Source organism: Clostridium sp. 1001271st1 H5 (assembly GCF_005845215.1).
GTDB lineage: Bacteria > Bacillota > Clostridia > Lachnospirales > Lachnospiraceae > Enterocloster.
Genome location: NZ_SPHO01000015.1, coordinates 43,733 through 59,980, shown reverse-complemented (window position 1 = coordinate 59,980; position 16,248 = coordinate 43,733). Strand labels below are relative to the sequence as shown.

22 protein-coding genes and 1 pseudogene are annotated in these 16,248 nt (G+C 46.9%); 22 read left to right on the top strand and 1 reads right to left on the bottom strand.

Translation table 11 applies throughout. The annotated features are described in order from the left end of the window. The first annotated feature begins 344 nt into the window (after positions 1-344). The 11 genes and pseudogenes from FGS84_RS20875 (at position 345) to FGS84_RS20830 (ending at position 8,555) form a co-directional block, all read left to right on the top strand. On the top strand, positions 345-1,166 hold the full coding sequence (locus FGS84_RS20875; protein WP_002569249.1) for a ParA family protein: 822 nt from the start codon (positions 345-347) through the stop codon (positions 1,164-1,166). Further along, a complete protein-coding gene (locus FGS84_RS20870; protein ID WP_138310256.1) occupies positions 1,123-2,052 on the top strand; it encodes a ParB/RepB/Spo0J family partition protein in 930 nt (309 codons plus the stop codon). The genes FGS84_RS20875 and FGS84_RS20870 overlap by 44 nt, the downstream gene beginning before the upstream one ends. A gap of 11 nt (positions 2,053-2,063) precedes the next feature. Beyond that, a complete protein-coding gene (locus FGS84_RS20865; protein ID WP_002589068.1) occupies positions 2,064-2,336 on the top strand; it encodes a DUF5720 family protein in 273 nt (90 codons plus the stop codon). 28 nt (positions 2,337-2,364) lie between these two features. After that, entirely contained in the window at positions 2,365-2,553 is a 189-nt protein-coding gene (locus FGS84_RS31610; protein ID WP_006059571.1) for a hypothetical protein, read from the top strand. A 67-nt stretch (positions 2,554-2,620) separates the two neighbouring features. After that, the gene (locus tag FGS84_RS20855; RefSeq protein ID WP_002569246.1) at positions 2,621-3,499 is read left to right on the top strand and encodes a DUF6017 domain-containing protein; all 879 of its coding nucleotides are present in this window, start codon (positions 2,621-2,623) and stop codon (positions 3,497-3,499) included. Positions 3,500-3,535: 36 nt separating this feature from the next. Then, positions 3,536-4,282 (top strand): phage antirepressor KilAC domain-containing protein, encoded by a 747-nt coding sequence (locus FGS84_RS20850; protein ID WP_002569245.1) that lies wholly within the window; start codon positions 3,536-3,538, stop codon positions 4,280-4,282. Between the two features lie 89 nt (positions 4,283-4,371). Then, positions 4,372-4,872, top strand: coding sequence for a PcfB family protein (locus tag FGS84_RS20845; RefSeq protein WP_138310255.1), 501 nt, complete (start codon positions 4,372-4,374; stop codon positions 4,870-4,872). After that, positions 4,869-5,888: pseudogene (locus FGS84_RS31605) on the top strand (type IV secretory system conjugative DNA transfer family protein); the annotation flags it as partial. The gene FGS84_RS20845 and the pseudogene FGS84_RS31605, both read left to right, overlap by 4 nt. A gap of 90 nt (positions 5,889-5,978) precedes the next feature. After that, positions 5,979-7,859 carry a recombinase family protein gene (locus FGS84_RS31600; RefSeq protein ID WP_007860261.1) on the top strand — a complete coding sequence of 627 codons (1,881 nt, stop codon included), beginning with the start codon at positions 5,979-5,981 and terminating at the stop codon, positions 7,857-7,859. 26 nt (positions 7,860-7,885) lie between these two features. Beyond that, complete coding sequence (locus FGS84_RS20835) at positions 7,886-8,239, top strand: TnpV protein (protein ID WP_007860259.1); 354 nt, start codon at positions 7,886-7,888, stop codon at positions 8,237-8,239. Positions 8,240-8,255: 16 nt separating this feature from the next. After that, positions 8,256-8,555 carry a hypothetical protein gene (locus FGS84_RS20830; RefSeq protein WP_007860257.1) on the top strand — a complete coding sequence of 100 codons (300 nt, stop codon included), beginning with the start codon at positions 8,256-8,258 and terminating at the stop codon, positions 8,553-8,555. A gap of 27 nt (positions 8,556-8,582) precedes the next feature. On the opposite strand, the gene FGS84_RS20825 is transcribed toward FGS84_RS20830, so the two are convergent. Further along, positions 8,583-8,951 (bottom strand): helix-turn-helix transcriptional regulator, encoded by a 369-nt coding sequence (locus FGS84_RS20825; protein WP_007860255.1) that lies wholly within the window; start codon positions 8,949-8,951, stop codon positions 8,583-8,585. Between the two features lie 144 nt (positions 8,952-9,095). Here FGS84_RS20825 and FGS84_RS20820 point away from each other — a divergent pair, with 144 nt between their 5' ends. The 11 genes from FGS84_RS20820 (at position 9,096) to FGS84_RS20770 (ending at position 16,199) form a co-directional block, all read left to right on the top strand. Continuing rightward, on the top strand, positions 9,096-9,284 hold the full coding sequence (locus FGS84_RS20820; protein WP_007860253.1) for a helix-turn-helix domain-containing protein: 189 nt from the start codon (positions 9,096-9,098) through the stop codon (positions 9,282-9,284). Further along, positions 9,277-9,969: a response regulator transcription factor gene (locus FGS84_RS20815; protein ID WP_007860251.1), complete on the top strand. Its 693-nt coding sequence runs from the start codon at positions 9,277-9,279 to the stop codon at positions 9,967-9,969. The genes FGS84_RS20820 and FGS84_RS20815 overlap by 8 nt, the downstream gene beginning before the upstream one ends. 5 nt (positions 9,970-9,974) lie before the next feature. Beyond that, positions 9,975-10,892 carry a HAMP domain-containing sensor histidine kinase gene (locus FGS84_RS20810; protein ID WP_007860250.1) on the top strand — a complete coding sequence of 306 codons (918 nt, stop codon included), beginning with the start codon at positions 9,975-9,977 and terminating at the stop codon, positions 10,890-10,892. Positions 10,893-11,027: 135 nt separating this feature from the next. Continuing rightward, the gene (locus tag FGS84_RS20805; RefSeq protein ID WP_007860248.1) at positions 11,028-11,954 is read left to right on the top strand and encodes an ABC transporter ATP-binding protein; all 927 of its coding nucleotides are present in this window, start codon (positions 11,028-11,030) and stop codon (positions 11,952-11,954) included. After that, complete coding sequence (locus tag FGS84_RS20800) at positions 11,947-12,732, top strand: ABC transporter permease (protein WP_007860246.1); 786 nt, start codon at positions 11,947-11,949, stop codon at positions 12,730-12,732. Before FGS84_RS20805 ends, FGS84_RS20800 begins: the two co-directional genes overlap by 8 nt. A 2-nt stretch (positions 12,733-12,734) precedes the next feature. Then, complete coding sequence (locus FGS84_RS20795; protein WP_006874367.1) at positions 12,735-13,514, top strand: ABC transporter permease; 780 nt, start codon at positions 12,735-12,737, stop codon at positions 13,512-13,514. A 7-nt stretch (positions 13,515-13,521) separates the two neighbouring features. Beyond that, positions 13,522-13,983 (top strand): hypothetical protein, encoded by a 462-nt coding sequence (locus tag FGS84_RS20790; protein WP_007860242.1) that lies wholly within the window; start codon positions 13,522-13,524, stop codon positions 13,981-13,983. A 455-nt stretch (positions 13,984-14,438) separates the two neighbouring features. Then, on the top strand, positions 14,439-14,852 hold the full coding sequence (locus tag FGS84_RS20785; RefSeq protein ID WP_007860240.1) for a sigma factor-like helix-turn-helix DNA-binding protein: 414 nt from the start codon (positions 14,439-14,441) through the stop codon (positions 14,850-14,852). A 103-nt stretch (positions 14,853-14,955) separates the two neighbouring features. Beyond that, positions 14,956-15,408 (top strand): sigma-24, encoded by a 453-nt coding sequence (locus FGS84_RS20780; RefSeq protein WP_021413289.1) that lies wholly within the window; start codon positions 14,956-14,958, stop codon positions 15,406-15,408. Positions 15,409-15,418: 10 nt separating this feature from the next. Next, entirely contained in the window at positions 15,419-15,880 is a 462-nt protein-coding gene (locus FGS84_RS20775; RefSeq protein ID WP_007860238.1) for a sigma factor-like helix-turn-helix DNA-binding protein, read from the top strand. 28 nt (positions 15,881-15,908) lie between these two features. Continuing rightward, positions 15,909-16,199 (top strand): DUF3847 domain-containing protein, encoded by a 291-nt coding sequence (locus tag FGS84_RS20770; RefSeq protein ID WP_007860237.1) that lies wholly within the window; start codon positions 15,909-15,911, stop codon positions 16,197-16,199. The last annotated feature ends 49 nt before the right edge of the window (positions 16,200-16,248 follow it).

Below are 16,248 nucleotides of genomic sequence, written 5' to 3'. Positions count from 1 at the left end.
GCATATATTCCCTATCAACGGAGATAAAGAAAATGCAGTTATATCAAGGCATTTCTCCACATTCACTGTAAACCTCGTACAAGCAAAATCAAGCAAAAACAAAGGATTTTAGCCCCCTATTGTTTGCACTCTGTTTGCAAAGGCGCGAATTTTAGCGTTAGCCAAAAGTTCAATTCCCGTCGGGACTTAATTATATTTATGGTCTCGTGGACATAGTCTACCATACATAGAGGCTCATTACAAGAGGTATTGAGCCAATAAAAGTGCCTGTTTTATCTTTCTCAGGAAAGGTAGAGCAGGCACTTTTTTTCATATCTAAACTTAGAAAGAAATGAGGTGAAATTATGAATACACAGATTATTGCCATAGCCAACCAAAAAGGTGGTGTCGGCAAAACAACCACTTGTGCCAATCTTGGAATTGGTCTGGCTCAGTCTGGGAAGAAAGTCCTTCTGATTGACGGAGACCCACAGGGAAGCCTGACCATCAGCTTGGGCAATCCCCAACCTGACAAGCTGCCCTTTACACTGTCAGACGCTATGGGCCGTATTTTGATGGATGAACCAATTCGTCCCGGCGAGGGTATCCTGCACCACCCTGAGGGCGTAGACCTGATGCCTGCGGACATCCAGCTATCTGGTATGGAGGTATCTCTGGTAAACGCTATGAGCCGAGAAACCATTCTGCGACAATATCTGGACACGCTGAAGGGGCAATACTCCCATATCCTTATTGATTGCCAGCCCTCCCTGGGTATGCTTACGGTCAATGCACTGGCTGCCGCTAATAGGGTTATAATCCCCGTCCAGGCAGAGTATCTTCCCGCTAAAGGTTTAGAGCAGCTTTTGCAAACTATCAATAAGGTTCGCAGACAAATCAATCCCAAGCTGCAAATTGATGGGATTCTGCTGACGATGGTAGACAGCCGAACCAATTTTGCCAAAGAAATCTCCGCTCTCCTGCGCGAAACCTATGGCAGTAAGATCAAGGTGTTTACATCAGAAATTCCTCATTCTGTCAGGGCTAAAGAAATCAGTGCTGAAGGAAAAAGCATTTATGCCCATGATCCTAATGGCAAAGTGGCTGAGGGCTACAAAAATCTGACGAAGGAGGTATTGAAACTTGAAAAGCAGCGCGAAAAAAATAGAGCTGGCCTCAGTAGATGACCTGTTTTCTACTGAAGAAAGTCGGCAAGACGAGCAACTGGAAAAAATTCAGGAAATTCCCCTATCTGAACTGCATCCGTTCAAGGATCACCCCTTCAAGGTCAAGGATGATGATGCAATGTTAGAAACCGCAGACAGCATCAAAAAGTATGGAGTTTTGGTTCCTGCGATTGCCAGACCACTGCCTGATGGCGGTTATGAGCTGGTAGCCGGTCACAGACGCCGCAGAGCCAGCGAATTGGCCGGAAAAGAAACCATGCCTGTCATTGTGCGCGACTTGGATGACGATGCTGCCACAATTATTATGGTTGACAGCAATTTGCAGCGAGAAAATCTGCTCCCCAGTGAAAGGGCTTTTGCCTACAAAATGAAGCTGGAAGCCATTAAACATCAAGGAGCAAGAACAGACCTGACTTCTGTTCAAGTTGAACAGAAGTTGAGCGCCAGAGACCAGGTGGCAAAAGAAGCCGGTGAACGAAGCGGTATTCAGGTAATGCGATATGTTCGTTTGACTGAGCTGATTCCAGAGCTTTTGGATATGGTGGATGAAAAGAAAATCGCATTTAATCCAGCCTATGAACTCTCTTTTTTGAAACCGGACGAACAGCAAATGCTGGTGGAAACAATGGACTATGAGCAGGCCACCCCTTCTCTTTCTCAGGCTCAGCGAATGAAAAAGTTCAGCCAGGACGGGAAATTGTCAGAAGATGTGATGCTTGCCATCATGTCAGAGGAAAAAAAGGGTGATCTGGATAAAGTGACCTTGAGCAGCGATACCTTGCGAAAGTATTTCCCCAAAAGCTATACACCGGCCAAAATGCAGGAAACCATTATTAAACTGCTGGAACAATGGCAGAAAAAACGCCAACGAGATCAGGAACGATGAAGGGAGAGCCTATGAAAGATATTGCAGCAAGGGAGCTGAAAGGCCACAACATTCTTGCAGTGGAGCGATTTTGGGACAGCACTTGCTGGATGATTGAGTTTACTGTCTTGCGCCCTACTGCTTATGGAGAACCCGGTGACGAAATGAGGCTTTTTCTCACAGAGGACGGGTATCAGTCAGCTCTGCAAAGCCAGCAGCGTCGAGAAATCAAAATTAAGAGATATGCTCATGTTATTGAGGGGCATATTCTCGACTTCAAGCCTAAAAAACACCGTCGTTCATAACCGATACAACGAAAGGAAAGGAATGAATATGTGTACTGTAAGAGAAATCCGAGAAGCTATTCAAGAAGATTGCCGCTCACAGCGTGATATGGAATCCACCGAGATTGACCGTGTTTTTCAAACCTTACCATTTTCTCAGGAAAGGGATCTGTTTGATAAACCACCAATGCCAAAACGCCCCTACCGACGCAAGAAAAAAGATACAGACAGACCCTAACCGCTGCCACAATTCTCTTATGAATTGCGGCTTTTTTCATACCTGAGAAATGAAAGGAGTGAAGTAAATGGCTGTTTTTCGTGTAGAACGCACTGGCGATTACACGGTTATGAGCAATTTCCATCTAAAGGATAAACGGCTTTCTTTGAAGGCAAAGGGGCTCTTGTCACAGATGTTATCTCTGCCTGATGACTGGGATTATACGCTGTCAGGACTCAGCTATATCAATCGAGAAAGCAAAGATGCAATCCGCTCTGCTGTCAATGAGCTTGAAACAGCCGGATACATTCGGCGCAGACAGACAACTGATGCTTCTGGTAAATTCGCAGCCAATGAGTATACCATTTTTGAGCGTCCCATCGAGGGAGAACCGATGTTGGATAAGCCGTCGTCGGAAAACCCGATAACGGTAAACCCGTCAGCGGTAAATCCGTTACCGGAAAATCCAACACAATTAAATACTAAGAAATCAAATACCCAAAAACAAAATACTCATGGATCAAATACCGATTCCATTCCCTTCCGGGAAACAGCGGCGGCAATACCGCCGGAACGGAAAGGAAGGGATGCGATGTCTGTCACAGAGATAGAAAATTATCGGGAATTGATTTTGGAGAATATCGAGTATGACTGTCTGAAGCAGCGTTATCCTCTCTACCTGGATGACCTGAATGAGATTGTAGAGCTATTGGTAGAAACGGTCTGTGCCAAACGAAAGACCACCCGGATCTCTGGTGCGGACTTTCCTCACGAGATTGTACGCTCCCGCTTTTTGAAGCTGGACAGCTCTCACATCGAGTTTGTCATGGACTGTCTGCAAAAGAACACCACCCAGGTACGCAACATCAAGCAGTACCTGCTTGCAGTGCTGTTCAACGCTCCTACCACCATGAATAACCACTACACTTCACTGGTAAATCACGATATGCACGCAGGCGGCTGGTAATCAGCCGCTTTTGTATTACACCAAAGGAGGCACAGCATGAATCAGATTGAAATTTTCAATAGTCCAGAGTTTGGAAGCATTCGAATAGTCGAGGAAAATGGGAAATACCTGTTCTGCGGCGCTGATGTTGCAAAATCGCTGGGGTACAAAGATACAGTAAACGCCCTAAAGACACATTGCAGAGAAGATGGGGTGGCGTTTTACCACCTCACCGATAATTTGGGGCGTGAACAGAAAGCTAAATTCATCAGTGAAGGAAATCTGTATCGTTTGATTGTCCACAGTAAATTGCCATCAGCAGAACGATTTGAGCAATGGGTCTTTGACGAGGTTCTTCCTACCATTCGCAAGCATGGGGCCTATCTCACAAAAGAAAAGCTATGGGAAGTAGCTACTTCACCGGAGGCGCTGCTCAAGCTCTGCTCGGATCTTCTGGCTGAGCGAGAGGAGAATGTATCTCTGCGCATAGCAAACGCACAGCTGGAGGGTAAAGCCGCTTTCTATGACCTGTTCATTGATTTGGAGCATAGCACCAATCTCAGAACTACTGCCAAAGAGCTTGATGTACCGGAACGCCGCTTTGTCCGATTTCTTCTGGAAAAGCGTTTTGTGTACCGCACTGCGTCCGGCAATGTACTGCCCTATGCAAAGCCAGCCAATGAAGGGCTGTTTTGTGTAAAGGACTACTGCAATCACGGACATACCGGTTCTTATACGCTGATAACTCCGCAAGGCAAGCTGTATTTTGCCGAACTGCGAGACAGTATCCTGATGGTGATATGATAAATCACTATTTTCTCCGGCGGCTGGTGGTCCCGCCTTAGAAATAAATGCACCACCCCTGCACATTTTGTGGAAAGGAGGCGATGAAAATGCAGGAAGAAGTGGAAAACAGGACTTTAACGCTGGTTGTCAGCGGAACAAAGTTCACCGGCAGGCTGCTCAAAGCCGCCATTAGCAAGTACATGGCCCACTGCAAGGAAAAGAAGCTGCAAAAGCAGAGAAGCCGTGACGCCCCTGTGACACCCCACGGCAAACAGACCGTCAAGCAGCTCATTGGTCAGAATCAGGGGATCTCCAATATCGAGATCACAGACCCTTCCATCAAGGAATTTGAGAAGATCGCCCGGAAATATGGTGTGGATTATGCGGTGAAGAAAGACCGCAGCAGCTCCCCGCCCAAGTACCTGATCTTTTTCAAAGGCCGTGACGCCGATGCGCTGACCGCTGCATTTACCGAGTACACCAGCAAAAAGGTCAAGAAGGCCAAGAAAACGGAACGCCCGTCTGTGCTAGCAAAACTCAGTCAGTTCAAAGAGATGATCAAAAATGCCGTGGTGGACCGCACCAAGCGAAAGGAGCTGGAACGATGAAAAAGCAGTTTGACATCAAAAAGCTCGTTTTGCTGAACCTGCCTTATCTCCTGATGGGGCTGTTTGCTACTAACTTTGGGGAGGCATGGCGACTGGCTCAGGGGGCAAATGCTTCGGAGAAATTCCTTTCCCTGTTTGCTGTCCTGCCTGGGGCGCTGCAAAGTTTCTGGCCCAGCCTGCATCCGTTGGATCTGCTGGTGGGGCTGTGCTGCGGTGCTGGCCTGCGTCTGGCGGTGTATCTCAAAAGTAAAAACGCCAAGAAGTACCGTCACGGCATGGAGTATGGCTCTGCCCGTTGGGGAACCCGTGAGGATATTGCTCCCTACATCGACCCGGTGTTCCAGAACAATGTGATTCTGACCAAAACCGAAAGCCTGACCATGAACAGCCGCCCCAAGGACCCAAAGACCGCCAGAAACAAAAATGTGCTGGTGATCGGCGGCTCCGGTTCCGGTAAGACCCGCTTCTGGCTCAAACCGAATTTGATGCAGATGCACAGTTCTTATGTGGTCACAGACCCGAAGGGAACCATTTTGGTGGAGTGCGGGAAAATGCTCCAAAGGGGCGCACCCAAACTGGGAAAGGACGGAAAGCCCATGAAGGATAAGCACGGCAAGGTCATTTATGAGCCGTACCGCATCAAGGTCCTCAATACCATCAACTTCCGAAAATCAATGCACTATAACCCTTTCGCCTATATCCATAGCGAAAAGGACATCTTGAAGCTGGTCACAACGCTGATCGCCAATACCAAAGGCGAAGGCAAGGCCGGGGACGATTTTTGGGTCAAAGCAGAGACCTTGCTGTATTGCGCGCTGATTGGGTATATCCACTATGAGGCCCCGGTAGAGGAGCAGAATTTCTCTACCCTCATCGAGTTCATCAACGCCATGGAAGTCCGGGAGGATGACGAGGAGTTCAAAAACCCCGTAGACCTGATGTTTGATGCACTGGAAGCCGAGAAGCCCAACCACTTCGCCGTCCGTCAGTACAAGAAGTACAAGCTGGCTGCCGGTGATATATGCTCTAAGTGACTTCTTAATCATGATTTTGTCATGGTTAGTGAAGCAATCACTTAGAGCATTTTTGTTTCAGGAGGTACAGCTATGAGAAACGAAAAAATCACCCCACTGTACGAGCGCCTGAGCCGGGACGATGAGTTACAGGGCGAGAGCAATTCCATATCCAACCAAAAACAGATGTTAGAGGATTTTGCCCGCCGGAATGGACTGCCAAACCCTACGCACTTTACCGATGACGGTATCTCAGGCACCCGTTTTGACCGCCCTGGATTTTTGGCGATGATGGAGGAAGTGGAGGCAGGGCGTGTAGAGGCAATCGTCATCAAGGACATGAGCCGGTTGGGGCGCGACTATCTGAAGGTCGGTCAGGTCATGGAGGTTTTGCGGCAGCGTGGAGTTCGGCTGATCGCCATCAACGACGGTGTGGACAGTCTGAAAGGCGATGACGATTTTACCCCGTTCCGCAACATCATGAATGAATTTTACGCCCGTGATACCAGCCGGAAAATCCGCTCTGTGTTTAAGTCAAAAGGCATGAGCGGTAAGCACCTGACAGGCACCGTGATTTACGGCTACTTGTGGGATGAAAAGCGGGAACATTGGCTGGTAGATGAGGAAGCCGCCGAAGTGGTACGCCGTATCTTTTCCCTCACGCTGGAGGGATATGGGCCTTATCAGATCGCCTGCAAATTATCCGCAGACCGGATTGAAATTCCTGTCGTACACCTTGCCCGCTTCAACGAGGGTGTGAACCGTTCAAAGCCGGTCAAAGACCCCTATGGATGGGGATCATCTACCATCGTGAACATTTTGAAAAAACGAGAGTATTTGGGGCACACCATCAATTTCAAGACCCGCAAGCACTTTAAGGACAAGAAAAGCCACTATGTTTCTGAGGACGAGTGGACGATCTTTGAGAATACCCATGAAGCCATTATCGACCAGCAGACCTTTGATCTGGTGCAGAAAATCCGCAGCAATGTACGGCGTTATCCAAACGGCTGGGGCGAAGCAGCTCCCCTCACAGGCTTACTCTATTGTGCCGATTGTGGCGGCAAGATGTATGTCCACCGCACCAACAATGGCAAGCGGATTTCTCAATATACCTGTTCCAATTATACCAAAGTTCCGTGTGGGACACTATGCCTTACACAACACCGTATCAATGAGAGTGCTGTTCTGACATTGGTTTCCGACACACTCCGGGCTATCGCTGAATATTCGAGAAATGACCGGACGGAATTTATTCACACTGTTCAGGAGACGCAGGTTGCTCAACAGAGTGCCGATATATCGAAAAAGCGCAGGCGTCTGGCTACTGCCCAAAAGAGAGCCGGAGAACTGGAAAAACTGATTTGCAAAATCTATGAGGATAACGCCCTCGGCAAGCTGCCGGATACACGATATAAGGCGCTTGATGCACAGTATGCCAAAGAGCAGGACACACTTGAGATTGAAATTGCGGAGTTGGAAAAGGCTGTTACCGGCTATGAGCAGAGCCAGAAATCAGCAGAGAAATTTATAGCCCTGATTGATAAGTACGAGAATTTTGACACGCTGACAAATACCATGCTCAACGAGTTTGTAGAGAAAATCCTTGTCCATGAACGCTCCCGAAAAGGCAGTCAGGATACCACGCAGGAAATTGAAATCTACTTTAATTTTTTAGGACGCTATATTCCACCATCCTTACAGCCGGTTCCTTTAACCACGGAGGAACAGGAAGAACTGCGGAAAAAAGAAGAACGCAAGGACAGGCTTCATCAGAACTATTTGAAGCGGAAAGCCAGCGGCGCACAAAAACGATATGAGGACAAAATCAAGGCGAAGAAAAAAGCGGAAATGGACGCTAAGAAATCCCTGATCCGGGCTGAGGACATGAAAAAAGGCGTTTATTCTACTGTTAGCCAGCTGCCTAAAGAAGAACCGCGCAAAGGCAGCATAGCAGCCAGCGCAGCGGTTTAACCATCACGGAGCAAAGGAGCATGAATATGAATAAGTTGACTTACATTCGTTGTGGAGATTATGATATACCCAACCTAAAACTTTCTGAACAGCCGGAAACTTCTATCGGCAAGTACGGCAGGATGCGAAAATCCTACCTGAAGGAACATCGTCCTATTCTCTACAACCAACTGCTGATGAGCGAGAAGTTGTATCCACACCTGTTAGAGATTGACCGGACAGCGCAGGAGCGTATGGACACCATGTTACCTCACATGATGGAGGCTGCGGGTGTCACGGAGGAACTGAAAGCCTGTGATCCTATGCGTTGGGTGGGGCTGATGAACACATTAACGGCACAGATTGAGGAAATTTTAATCAGGGAACTGATTTGCAGCTGAATGGGAGGTGCGGGAAATGCTGACCTTTGAAAAGGTTTTGAAAGTGTTTCAGGCATATCTGGATGATGATCCTCTGTATGAGGTGGTGCAGACCAGCCACGGTTATACATTGATGGCATGGGAACCTCACCGGAATGACTGGTACAGCGCCGAAATACAGAAAACTCCGGAGGATTTACGGAACGCTTTGTTGGGTACATACGCCAACTTTCTGGAAGATAAGATTACCGGAAATGACCGCGAGCTGACTGTGACAGAAACCGGAGAAATCCAGCAGAGGTGCCGGGAACTTTGGGAAAAGTGCCGGGAAACTTGATATAGAAACGCCAGAAGGAGGCCGCGATTATGCGTCCTCCTTCTGCTTCGCAGTGTGTTCCATTTTGAGCGCCCCGTCTATGGCACCTTCGATAATCGGCAGGTATTCTTCAGGGCAAAGCTTCAGCTTGTGGCTGACCCGTTGCCGCTGTTCGCTTTCTTCCCGCATGATCTCCGGGTTAAAATACCGTTCCACAGGAAGTCCGCAGATCTTAATCAACTGGATCATCACAGGCAGGCTCGGAATCGCACCTTGATTCTCAATGTTGGCAAGATACCGCCATTCAATCCCAACCATTTCTGCCAATGTTTTTCGTGCCAGACGCTTTGCCTCTCGTGCGGCTTTGACATCTGCGCCGAAGGTTTCAAAACCGGGACAATCTTCAACTTTCGCCATATAACATCACCCGGTTACATTGTATAATTCATACTTTGCCCGTGGAATGTTGCTATATGCAGGTTAGTTGAAGTTTATAATTCATATTTCGTTTCTTGCATTGTTCGAGAAAGAGAACTATAATATATCCTATGGAGGTGCGAAATGGACTATATGACATTGAAAGAGGCCGCCGAGAAATGGGGCGTAACACCTCGTAGGGTAAATTATTATTGCGCCGGAGGGCGTATCCCCGGCGCTGTGAAAATGGCTGGTGTTTGGCTTCTCCCAAAAACTGCGGAGAAGCCGATTGATGGTCGGACAAAACAAGGAAAGGAACTGCGCCATGAATAAAATTTTGATTATAGATGATGACAGAGAACTGTGCGCTTTGATTAAACGCAGCGTACAATCGGAACATATAGAAGCTGATTTTTGTAATACCGGAAAAGAGGGCTTGCAGAAATTAAAAGACCAGGAGTATCAGCTTGTGGTGCTGGATGTGATGATGCCCGGTATGGATGGTTTTGAAACGCTGGAAGAAATCCGCAAAGAGAACAGCCTGCCGATTTTGATGTTTACATCCAAAAATGACAGCATTTCTAAAGTGCGGGGATTACGGGCTGGGGCGGACGATTATCTGACAAAACCGTTTGATATGGACGAACTGATTGCCCGAATTGTTTCTCTCATTCGCCGCTACACTCGCTTTAATCAGCAAGCCGGAGCTGTGCAAAAACTGGATTTTGACGGATTGCAGATTGACCTTGAAAATCGTTCTGTTACGACGGCAAACGGCACTTTTGAACTTCCGCCAAAGGAATTTGATCTGCTCCTGTACTGTGCAAAGCATCAAGGAAAAATTTTGACCAAACAGCAGATTTATGAGGAAGTATGGGGTGAAGAATATTTCTATGACGACAGCAACATTATGGCGATCATCAGTCGGCTTCGTAAAAAATTAGAAGTCAATCCTTCAAGCCCAAAGTATATACAAACGGTCAAAGGGATTGGCTACCGGTTTAATAAGGAGGTGTAGCCAGCATGGAAATCATCGTTTTCTTGTCCATTGTGATTGCTGTTGTGGCTGTGTTGACCTCCATCTTTCTTGTCCGGCGTGTAAAAAAGCAAATTGCAGAAATGACCGATGCACTGGTTGATGTGAAAAATGGAAATGGCAATCGGCGTATTTTGTCTGCAACAAATGAACTGACAGCACCTATTGCCTATGAAATCAATGAGATCGTTGTGGCCTATGAAAGCAGACTTTCAACTGTACGGCAGACAGAGGAAACCAACCGCCAGCTTATGACGAGCCTTTCCCATGATGTGCGAACGCCCCTTACTACTCTGATTGGGTATCTTGACGCTGCACACAAAGGACTGGTCACAGGAAGAGACCGGGATGATGATATTGAAACCGCCCGACGAAAAGCCCATGATCTGAAAGAATATATTGATGTACTCTTTGACTGGTTCAAGTTAAATTCTGACGAGTTTGCTTTAGAAATCCAGAGCGTTGAGGCCGCAGAGCTGACAAGAAATATCCTGATTGACTGGATACCGATTTTTGAGGATAAACAGGTTGATTATGACATTGATATTCCCGAACAGCCTGTCCGGGTAAGATTGGATATGGACAGCTATATGAGGATCGTCAACAATCTCATTCAAAATGTAATCGCTCACAGCCATGCAGACAAAATCAAAATTGTCCTGTCAAAGAAGGAAAATAACATGGAGCTGCTGCTGGCGGATAATGGAGTAGGAATTGAGAAAGAAGATTTGAAACACATTTTTGAACGGCTTTATAAGTGTGATAAAGGACGCTCTGAGAAAGGCAGCGGTCTTGGTCTTTCTATTGTCCACCAGCTTGTAGAAAAGATGGGTGGAAGCATAACAGTTGAAAGTGTACCAGGAAAAGGGACTGAATTTATGTTGTTTTTTCCTTTGGAGATTTAAGCGGGTTCCCGTCTTTATGGCGGGAACCCTTGTCATTTTGGCCGGATTCTAAATTGCAAGGTTAATGCAAGGTTGCGGCAAGGTTAATGCAAGGTTGGCGTGATAGAATACCTTACAGAACAGGAGGTTTTGAATATGGATACAAATTACATCATTGAAACAAAAAATCTGACGAAGCAATACGGCTCACAAAAGAGTGTGGCTGACTTAAATATCCATGTGAAGCGTGGGAGAATTTATGGTCTGCTGGGCAGAAACGGAGCCGGAAAAACCACTACTATGAAAATGTTGTTGGGCTTAACGAAGCCGACCTCCGGTGAGGTCAAAATCTGGGGAAAATCTTTGCAGGGGAATGAAAAGAAATTGCTGCCCCGTATCGGCAGCCTAATTGAGTCCCCCGGCTTTTATCCCAATCTGACCGGCACAGAGAACCTGCGTATCTTTGCTACTCTGCGGGGCGTACCAAACAATCATGCCATCAAAGACGCTCTGGATTTGGTAGGACTGCCCTACAAAGATAAAAAGCTCTTTTCCCAGTATTCTCTTGGTATGAAGCAGCGGCTTGCCATCGCCCTTGCTGTTATGCACGATCCGGAACTTTTAATTTTGGATGAGCCGATCAACGGTCTTGATCCCATCGGTATTGCGGAGGTACGCTCCTTTATTCGGGAGCTTTGCGACGCAAGAGGAAAAACCATTTTGATTTCCAGTCACATTCTTTCGGAGATTTCCTTGCTGGCTGACGATATTGGAATTATAGACCACGGTGCATTGCTGGAAGAAGAAAGCCTTGCTGAGTTGGAGCAAAAAAGTAGTAAGCATATCCGGTTTACACTCTCTGATACTGCGCAGGCGGCAAGAATTTTGGAACGAAATTTCCATGAAAACCATTTCTCTATACAGGACGACCACAATCTGCGCCTGCACAACCTTGATCTGCCTGTGGGGAAAATTGTAACTGCCTTTGTAGAAAATGGATTGGAGGTATCGGAGGCGCATACTTGTGAAGAAAGTCTTGAAGATTACTTCAAGCGTGTGACAGGGGGCGAAGGAATTGCTTAAACTAATCAAATGCGAATTTTTGAAATTGAAACGGAAGAAATTTATTCCGCTGATTATTCTGGCTGCTTTTCTGTTTCCAATCCCGCTGACTTATCTGATGACAACGCCCTCTATGATGGAGCGATATACGGATCAGGCAGATGCTTTCGACGGACTATTTAACATGGTGTTAGGATATGGTATCCAGTTTTTATTGCCCTGCATTATCGGTGTGATTGCCGCTATCCTGTTTTTTATGGAACGCGACAACGACACATTCAAAAATCTGCGTACAATTCCCGTAACCAGCACGCAAATGGTGCTTGCAAAAATTGTTGTCCTGTTTCTCTTTGGAATTGTTTTTTGTGTGGCTTCTACCATTGCAACAATTCTTTGCGGATTTGGAACATTAGAAGTTTATGGAACAGGCTATAAATTGTTTTTAGCAGTTGAAACAGGAATTTTCATTACGGCAGGAACACTCCCGTTGATTGTTCTTGTTGTCTTTTTCAGTAAGACCTATGTTTTTTCCATTTTGCTGTGTGTCTTTTACAGCGTTCTGAACATGAGTGCTACGGCATTGTTTGACACACTGCCTAAAACCATGTTATGGCTTCTGCCCACGCCACTGACTACATTTTGGAGTGCAGGAGATATGGCGGCTCATGGAATAAAAATGGACTTGGAGCAAATGACAGGGCTAATTCCTTCAACATTTCAAGTTGTATTCATTCTTGGGATCATGGCATTAGTTTCGTTCTTACTGATTGACAGATTATATAAGCAGAGGGGGGAATAAACATGGTTCGCATTGTAAAAACAGAATTTTATAAATTGAAAAGGTATCATATCCTTTGGGCGGGTGTTGCGCTCATGCTCCTATCCGTCTTGCTGACCTTGTTTACCTCTATGGCGAATGATGGTTCCGTTTGGGATTTCGCCTATCTTACAGAACAGGTCATCAAAAACAATATGTCCATGATTTTTCCGATGTGTATCAGCCTAATTGCTGGATATATGATTTCTCGTGAGCAGACGGATGACACATTGAAAAATATTCTGACTGTGCCGATCTCTTTTAAGAAACTGCTGACCGGGAAATTGATTGTGTGCGGCGTATTGTCTATTATTTTCGGGCTGATATGCAGCCTGTTTACAATCATAGCAGAAATGATTGTGGGATTTCCCGGCTTTGAAATTTCCTTAGCACTAAAAGCAACCTTGCAGATTACCGCGGTTAATTTCTTTTTATATCTTGCGGTTCTGCCGATTATCGCTCTTACTTGTCGGAGGGCGGGCAGCTTTTTAGTCGGTGTAATCATTGCTTTTGTCTATGGATATGGAGGGATGTTTGCCGCAGGAAATATGACATTAGCAAACCTTTATCCGATTACCGCAAGTCTCGGAATGGTAGGCTACCGTAGCTATGATACCGCAGTCAACTGGAATATCGGAACCTGTTCTTGCAGTCTTGTGCTTGCTGTTGTTATTTCTGCCATCTTGATTTTGTGCATGAAAGAGCGAGAAGCAACCCAAACAAAGAAAAAGGCCAAAAAGGTAGCACCAAAGAAAGGCTGGTGATGATTTTATGAAGAAAACAGTTTTAGCATTGGCATTTGTTCTTTTTGGAAGTTTTATGCTTTCTGGCTGTTCAAAAGATGAAATTCTCGATCATTATAATAATATCGTTCAGTCAGCTGGAACCATAGAGCTTACAGGAAAGTTATCTTTGGAAGGAACAAAAGAAAAAGGGATCGATGATTATACGGGAACTTATACGGCTGATTATGAGAATTTTTCAGATACAGAGTATGTGTTCGGAGGAACTTCCATAAAAAGAGAAGCCGGTAAGGAGCTGTCTATTGACTGCACTTTGGAGGTTACGGAAGGTACTGCAAAAGTATTTTGGATTTCTGGATCGGATGAAGCAGTCACTTTGATTGAAACAACCGGAACTTATAGTGACACAATTACACTTCCTGATGGTGGAAATTATATCGGCATTGAGTGTGAGGACTTTACTGGAAACATTGAATTGAATATTGAATAACATTCTGCCGCACGACGGCAAAAGAAAAAAGCCGTCGTACAGCAGACACATTTCCACGCGCCTATGAAGCGGCGGCTTTGAGAAGATCAGAGCCGCCGTTTCTTTTCGTCTATCCCAATCTAACGACGACCTAACACCGTGTAAATCCACGGCGGCACATAGGAGGATTGCCGCCGTGTCTATTTTTGCCTTTTTTCACAGTCCCCATGACCTGCACCAGCTAAAAAAAGCCTGTTCCCAGCAGCGGAGCAATGCGGTCAGAAGTATGCACTATACCATGTAACTAAACAGCAAAATATACTCTATTACGCTCGTATGGCTTTATGCCGTCCGGGCGCTTTTTTGTCCCTATGGAGCCGAAACATCGGGCCAGCATGGCCCGAACCCTGGCCCCAGTGCCGTTCTCCGCCGCCCCATTCAGATTTACCAAAAAAATCTGAATGGAGGAAAGACAGATGGAAGTTACCATCAATTATAACGGACAAGCTGTGGCCGTGGAGGTTACGCTGGAAGTCTATGAATTTCTTGACCGGGCCGATCATAAAACGGAGAACCTGTTCCATGAACAGCGGCGGCATTGGGATGGCCGGGAGTTTGACGAGTACATCATTACCACCGAGGGTGTAGGGGTCTACGGCGAAACGCCGGAGGAATACCTTTGCCGCATGGAAACGCTGCATGAGCTGATGGCTGTTCTGGACACCTGTACCGAGGCCCAGCGCCGCCGGTTCCTGCTCTATGCGCTTGACGGGCTGAGCCTTGCAGAGATTGGTGTGCTGTGCGGCTGCTCCAAAGTGGCTGTGTATCAAAGTGTGGAGGCGGTCAGAAAAAAATTTATAAATTTCTTTGAGAACAGGCTTAACGAATGACCTGTTTTCTGGCTACCAAGTGAAAGGGATCATTTCCCTTATCTCAGCGAGGGGCGGACAGCGGACGAGCTGTCCGCCTCTCCGATTTTCAGGAGGTAAGCCTATGAAAACAATCAATCTGCGGTGGATGTATCCCCACTACCGGCATGACGAGTTTGTGGATGTTACGGACGAGGTATGGGCAGCGATGTATCAGGCCAAGCGGGAGATGGAGAACTATGAGCGTCGGAAAGTCTACCACCGCGCCTACTACTCTCTGGACGCATACAGCTGGCTGGAAAATTACGCACTGGAACACAGCAGATCGCCGGAAGATATTTTGCTGGAACGAGAAGAAATGACCACCCGCCTATACCTAATTGCAGCTTTGCCGGTGGCTCTGGCTCATGCCACTCCGACACAGGCCCGCCGTGTTCACGCCTACTACATTGCTGGTATCAAGCAGCCGGAAATCTCTCGGATAGAGGGCGTCCACAGCAGCAAGGTCAGCGTTGCCATCCGTCGAGGTCTGCGGAATATGCGCCGCTGCTATGATGGCTTTTTCCAAACAGAGTGAGGGCATGCCTATGCAGACCATCAATCTCAAACAATATTATCCATTTTGCAAAGAGGACATTTTTGTGGAGGTGTCCGATGAGATCGTCGAAGCGTTTCTTCTGGACAAGAGAGCCGAGGCCGCCAGAGATCGCAAGATGTTCCGGTATAAGGCGTTTTATTCCCTCGATTGTAACGATGGAATCGAAAATGCCGCCATCGGCTGGGCGCAGCCATCGCCGGAGGACTACCTGATAGAAAAAGAAGAATTAGCCGAATACGAAGAACTGATACGGCGATTGTATGAAGCCATTTCCTCCCTGCCGCCTATGCAGGCTCGCCGTGTTCACGCCCGCTATATGCTGGGTATGAAAGTGAAAGATATTGCCGCAATGGAGGGTATCACGCCAGCACAGGCGGGAAAATCCATCCATGCCGCACTGCGGAGACTGCGCCGGTACTTTGCTCGACAGAAATGGACGGTCAATCTATGAGTATTTCCAAAGAAAAGAGGTGCCTGACATGAACGAAAAAATTACAGCCCACCCACAAAAAGAAGAACGGGAGGAAGTCCTGAAGGAGATCCGGCAGCTTGAAAACCGCAAGAAGATTTTGGAGAACAAGCAGCGGAACGAAGAACGCAGGGTTCGCACCCGCCGCCTGATTGAGCGCGGAGCCATTTTGGAGGGGATTTTCCCACTGGCTTCCAACCTTTCCGGCGCAGAGGTCAAAGCATTTCTGATTACCCTGTCCCATCTTCCGGGGGCTGCGGAATTAACTGCAAACCTGCCAAAATCCGGGGACACGCCATAAGTCCCTTGTTTACAAGGGCGCACTTATACACCGTTGCCGGTGCTGTGCG

What these genes read in the sequence shown, in the direction of transcription:
- FGS84_RS20875 (WP_002569249.1), top strand. Translation starts at nt 345, where the DNA reads ATGAATACACAGATTATTGCCATAGCCAACCAAAAAGGTGGTGTCGGC.
- FGS84_RS20865 (WP_002589068.1), top strand. Translation starts at nt 2,064, where the DNA reads ATGAAAGATATTGCAGCAAGGGAGCTGAAAGGCCACAACATTCTTGCA.
- FGS84_RS31610 (WP_006059571.1), top strand. Translation starts at nt 2,365, where the DNA reads ATGTGTACTGTAAGAGAAATCCGAGAAGCTATTCAAGAAGATTGCCGC.
- FGS84_RS20855 (WP_002569246.1), top strand. Translation starts at nt 2,621, where the DNA reads ATGGCTGTTTTTCGTGTAGAACGCACTGGCGATTACACGGTTATGAGC.
- FGS84_RS20850 (WP_002569245.1), top strand. Translation starts at nt 3,536, where the DNA reads ATGAATCAGATTGAAATTTTCAATAGTCCAGAGTTTGGAAGCATTCGA.
- FGS84_RS20845 (WP_138310255.1), top strand. Translation starts at nt 4,372, where the DNA reads ATGCAGGAAGAAGTGGAAAACAGGACTTTAACGCTGGTTGTCAGCGGA.
- FGS84_RS31600 (WP_007860261.1), top strand. Translation starts at nt 5,979, where the DNA reads ATGAGAAACGAAAAAATCACCCCACTGTACGAGCGCCTGAGCCGGGAC.
- FGS84_RS20835 (WP_007860259.1), top strand. Translation starts at nt 7,886, where the DNA reads ATGAATAAGTTGACTTACATTCGTTGTGGAGATTATGATATACCCAAC.
- FGS84_RS20830 (WP_007860257.1), top strand. Translation starts at nt 8,256, where the DNA reads ATGCTGACCTTTGAAAAGGTTTTGAAAGTGTTTCAGGCATATCTGGAT.
- FGS84_RS20825 (WP_007860255.1), bottom strand. Translation starts at nt 8,951, where the DNA reads ATGGCGAAAGTTGAAGATTGTCCCGGTTTTGAAACCTTCGGCGCAGAT.
- FGS84_RS20820 (WP_007860253.1), top strand. Translation starts at nt 9,096, where the DNA reads ATGGACTATATGACATTGAAAGAGGCCGCCGAGAAATGGGGCGTAACA.
- FGS84_RS20815 (WP_007860251.1), top strand. Translation starts at nt 9,277, where the DNA reads ATGAATAAAATTTTGATTATAGATGATGACAGAGAACTGTGCGCTTTG.
- FGS84_RS20810 (WP_007860250.1), top strand. Translation starts at nt 9,975, where the DNA reads ATGGAAATCATCGTTTTCTTGTCCATTGTGATTGCTGTTGTGGCTGTG.
- FGS84_RS20805 (WP_007860248.1), top strand. Translation starts at nt 11,028, where the DNA reads ATGGATACAAATTACATCATTGAAACAAAAAATCTGACGAAGCAATAC.
- FGS84_RS20795 (WP_006874367.1), top strand. Translation starts at nt 12,735, where the DNA reads ATGGTTCGCATTGTAAAAACAGAATTTTATAAATTGAAAAGGTATCAT.
- FGS84_RS20790 (WP_007860242.1), top strand. Translation starts at nt 13,522, where the DNA reads ATGAAGAAAACAGTTTTAGCATTGGCATTTGTTCTTTTTGGAAGTTTT.
- FGS84_RS20785 (WP_007860240.1), top strand. Translation starts at nt 14,439, where the DNA reads ATGGAAGTTACCATCAATTATAACGGACAAGCTGTGGCCGTGGAGGTT.
- FGS84_RS20780 (WP_021413289.1), top strand. Translation starts at nt 14,956, where the DNA reads ATGAAAACAATCAATCTGCGGTGGATGTATCCCCACTACCGGCATGAC.
- FGS84_RS20775 (WP_007860238.1), top strand. Translation starts at nt 15,419, where the DNA reads ATGCAGACCATCAATCTCAAACAATATTATCCATTTTGCAAAGAGGAC.
- FGS84_RS20770 (WP_007860237.1), top strand. Translation starts at nt 15,909, where the DNA reads ATGAACGAAAAAATTACAGCCCACCCACAAAAAGAAGAACGGGAGGAA.